This window comes from uncultured Nostoc sp. (assembly GCF_964245575.1).
In the GTDB taxonomy this organism is placed as follows: Bacteria; Cyanobacteriota; Cyanobacteriia; order Cyanobacteriales; family Nostocaceae; genus Nostoc.
The window spans coordinates 1-4,397 of sequence record NZ_CAXTNP010000441.1 but is presented as its reverse complement, the minus strand read 5'-3'; the positions used below and the strand labels follow the sequence as shown (position 1 = coordinate 4,397).

Sequence of the window (4,397 nt, the reverse complement as noted above, 5' to 3'; positions counted from 1 at the left end):
TAACAAATGCGTACGCCGAAATAACAAATGCGTACGCCGAAATAACAAATGCGTAGGCGTAGCCAGCACTTTGACATACTTCGACTGCGCTACCTCGGCTTTGCCCTTCGGCTACCCTTCGACCCTTCAGCAACGTAAGTTCGACGGGTTGATTTAGGTACAAAAAAAGGCTGAGACTTGAATTAAAGGAAAAATACGCAAAAAACCCTCAGATGGTATTTATCCTAAAGACTTACCGGCTCTTCCTCCTGGCGTTTTTTCGTTCATCGAACTCACGTTATATTATAATTGCACTCACTATTTAAGACATTAGAACTCAGTATTCAATAAAAAAGAGCCAGATAACTAACTCTCTGGCTTCAGGTTGGAGACTAAATAATCATCAAATAAAGGCTAACTTGGGTAAGAACCTAAATTCTTCCCAGGTTATGCAGCCCTAAGACAACGCCCACTCCTAAGATATGACCAAAGGCGGTACTTGCTAAAAGGGCTGGTAAACCAAAATCACCCAAGAAATTGACTGAGGGTAGTTTTGGTTCTACGTTGGGATACTTGATGGTAGATTTGCCAATGACAATGGCAACGATATTAGCGAGAATTATAATCAGCCCAACTGTAGGACTCCATTCCAGGGGTGTAGTTGCAGCAGCGAGTAAGGTTGAAGTAAACACCTGATTTGCTCCTGAAATTTATTAATGATTGAAAATATAATCTGAAATTTTCCGAAGCAAATTCCAGAAATTACCCGATTTTGCATCAATATTTAACAGTTATTCTCACTACTTAATACAACCTGAGTTCAACGATATAAATTCAGGACTTATGCAAAAATCGCCAAAAAGCTTAATTTATCCGAAATTAAAGGGGTTAAGACCCTTCTGTTACAAATTTCTGATGCCTGCGGCGGGCTGCGCCAACGAGTCTGCGAGCGTCGGAAACCTCTGCTCAGAGGTTTCCGATCAGTTTCAGTCCTTAAGAGCGGGACGCTACGCGTAGCGTAGCTTCCCCGTAGGGGTAAGACAGGTCTTACAGGTAGCTCTTGCCGAACTGCTCAGGAACCATCCTTCGACAGGCTCAGGAACCATCGGGGTTTAAATTCCTCAATAGCGCCAGTGTTAGCGACAGACGAGCGTCAAGACGAGCGTCAGTTGCCACAACGCTCTTAACCGTATCGCTTGGCACTTCTCTTCGTCTGAAATGTCTTTAATGCAAGAATTTGGAATTTTGAATTATTAAGGAACTACTTTCTCTACTTTCTCTACAATAGGCTGTGCGTGTGGCTGCTTTTTCGTTTCATCAAACTCATATTAATGCATGTATCTATGGGATTATATCTGCATAAAGAAAACGAAAACTATAATACTTATCTATCAAAAGTATCAGATATTCTGAATTAATATAGCAATCAAAATTGAAAAAATCAAAAGTAAGGAAGCTAAAAGCAGGTATTTATAGGCTTTTCAGCAATTTTGCTTTTCATTAATAACTTAAGAGTTTGGACAAAGAAAATATAATTTTCATCTATCAAAAGAATGAAAAATAAAGAAACAAATTTTTTCTATCTAAAGAAATTAAATATTTGTATTTAATCTAAGAGTATACTTCTGGCAGAAGATGTAAAAAAATATTAGACATAGTAAATTAAAATCAAAATTAATCAAAGTTCCTAAACAATTCAAAGAAGTGTGCTATACACGAGCTTGGAACAGCCTAAAACTTTGTTAAAATCATCAACACACAAACTATGAACTCTACCACCGAAAAACGTATCGCCTTGATTTCTGTCCACGGAGACCCGGCGATTGAAATAGGGAAAGAAGAAGCTGGGGGACAAAATGTTTATGTGCGTAACGTGGGTGAAGCATTAGCGCAGCTAGGATGGCAAGTTGATATGTTTACTCGCAAGGTGAGTCTAGAGCAAGACTCGATTGTTGAACACAGCGACAATTGTCGAACTATTCGTTTAAAAGCTGGCCCTATTGAGTTTGTGCCGCGAGATGATCTTTTTGATTTTCTGCCAGAATTTGTAGATAATTTACTTAAATTTCAAGTAAAAAATAACATTACATACGAGTTAGTTCACACTAACTATTGGCTCTCTAGTTGGGTGGGGATGCAGTTAAACAAAATCCAAAAGAGTAAACAGGTTCACACCTACCACTCTTTAGGAGCGGTCAAGTATAACACTATAGAAGATATTCCTCTGATTGCTAGTGTGCGATTAGCAGTGGAAAAACAGGTATTGGAAAAAGCAGAGCGAATTGTAGCGACAAGTCCGCAAGAAAAGCAACACATGCGATCGCTGGTTTCCACTAAAGGCAATATCGACATTATTCCCTGTGGTACAGATATTCAGCGATTTGGCTCGATCGCACGAGAAGCAGCCAGGGCTAAATTAGCTATTGAAAAAGAAGCCAAAGTTGTATTATATGTAGGACGTTTTGATTCACGCAAAGGTATAGAAACCTTGGTGCGTGCAGTAAACGAGTCTGAGTTACGCGACTCCAAAAATCTCCAGCTAATTATCGGTGGTGGTAGTACTCCAGGTAACAGTGACGGGATTGAGCGCGATCGCATTGAAGCTATTATCAACGAATTAGGGATGAGCGACTTTACCACCTTTGCTGGTCGTCTGAGTCAAGATATTTTACCAACTTATTACGCAGCTGCTGATGTTTGCGTTGTTCCCAGTCACTACGAACCTTTTGGACTCGTGGCGATCGAAGCGATGGCAAGCGGTACACCAGTGGTAGCAAGTGATGTCGGCGGACTTCAGTTTACTGTAGTTAATGAAGAAACTGGTTTATTGGCACCACCGCAAGATGTAGATGCCTTTGCATCTGCCATCGACCGAATTCTCTTAACTCCAGAGTGGCGAGATGAATTGGGTAAGGCTGGTAGAAAGCGCGTCGAAACTAAATTTAGCTGGGATGGCGTAGCAAATCAACTGAGTGAACTTTACACCCAACTGTTGCAACCACAACCAGTAGCGTCAACAGCAAAAGAACTAGTGCAGTCAACAGCCGAATTAGTGCAGTCAACAGCAAAAGAACTAGTGGAGTCAACAGTCGAATTAGTGCAGTCAACAACAAAACAGCCAGTTTTGGTTGTTAAATAATTTTGTTACGTAACAAATAATGGTGAATGGATAACTCGGAAGTAAGCAATAATTTTTTTTCCTAGTCGTCACTCACCATTTATTTTTTTAGTCGTCACTCAACATTACTCAATCATTTATTCTAAATATTTCTCGAGGCTGAGTGATTTCCATTATTAGTTTAAAAATCAAATATGAATCCTATAACTTTAGCTTATACCAATTTTGTATGAAGATGCACAGAATATTAAACGAATCGCCCTTCGGGTGACGCTCCTTCGTCGCTCTAAATACAGTTTTGCATAAAAGCGTAGCGTTTTTAATGCAGGAGGATCCATTGGCATTGCATTGGGACGCATTAACATTGTATTGGGATACATTGGCATTGCATTGGGATGCATTAACGTTGTATCGGGACACATTAACAATGCATCCTAATGCATGGGCTGAAGATCGCGATCGCTTGCACTCCACTCTTAACTTACTAACAACGCTCGTTCCTCAAAAACCAGACTCCAAAAGGATTGCCACAAATTGTGTTTATCAACTCGAATGAACGACTGGTAAGGGTTTTGGAAAACTTTTCGGTCTACTGAAATTACTTGGTGAAAACTTTTCAGACATCCTTTAAGCACATCGCAATCCGAGATTTCCTATTTTCTCTGCTTAAAGTAATAAAGTGCTAATAAGGATAAAAAAGCACAAAATTGTTGTTGGTTAGTGACAAGCCAGGAGATAATTGTGCAAACTGTACCTGAGTAAACGCACCTGCACTACCATCAGAGTCAAAGAACAATCCACCTGTAGTAGAGTTATAAATAAATCGCTGACTAGTTGTGGTTGCAGATGCTCCGATTGTAAACTGACTAGCTTTTAGTACACCTGGTGATAAGTCGCTACTAAAACCAGCAGTTGATATCTCAATTAGTTCATTAGTGGCGTTAAAGTCATAAAGTCTATTAACACCTTGATTGTCAGTATCCAAAACAAAGGTATCAGTACCAGCTCCCCCATAAAGGCTATCATTACCGTTGCCACCTGTGAGGGTATCATTGCCATTAGTCCCCACAATCAAGTCGTCGTAGTAGGAACCGGAAAAATTTAATTGTTCGATATTCTTGTAACTAACCTGATTCGTCGTCCCCCCAATAATTGAGCCAGTGTTAGTAATAGCATTGAATGTCGAAGTGATTCCTTCAGTACCATTGTAGTACTTGATGGTCAACAAATCGTTACCTTTGCCGCCATCTATCGTATCACTACCACCACATACTTCATTAATCGTATCGTTGCCATTGCT

General features: G+C 40.0%; 2 protein-coding genes and 2 pseudogenes. 2 read left to right on the top strand and 2 right to left on the bottom strand.

The features are described 5' to 3' along the window. Positions 1 to 410 precede the first annotated feature (410 nt). Positions 411 to 671 carry a photosystem I reaction center subunit PsaK gene (gene psaK / locus ACFFAP_RS36455; RefSeq protein ID WP_375515773.1) on the bottom strand — a complete coding sequence of 87 codons (261 nt, stop codon included), beginning with the start codon at positions 669 to 671 and terminating at the stop codon, positions 411 to 413. A gap of 1,073 nt (positions 672 to 1,744) precedes the next feature. On the opposite strand from psaK, the pseudogene ACFFAP_RS36450 reads away from it, so the two are divergent. Together ACFFAP_RS36450 and ACFFAP_RS36445 are read left to right on the top strand one after the other, a co-directional pair. Beyond that, positions 1,745 to 2,977: pseudogene (locus ACFFAP_RS36450) on the top strand (glycosyltransferase family 4 protein); the annotation flags it as partial. A 457-nt stretch (positions 2,978 to 3,434) separates the two neighbouring features. Next, entirely contained in the window at positions 3,435 to 3,653 is a 219-nt protein-coding gene (locus ACFFAP_RS36445; RefSeq protein WP_375515772.1) for a hypothetical protein, read from the top strand. Between the two features lie 126 nt (positions 3,654 to 3,779). On the opposite strand, the pseudogene ACFFAP_RS36440 reads toward ACFFAP_RS36445, so the two are convergent. Then, positions 3,780 to 4,397: pseudogene (locus ACFFAP_RS36440) on the bottom strand (calcium-binding protein); the annotation flags it as partial.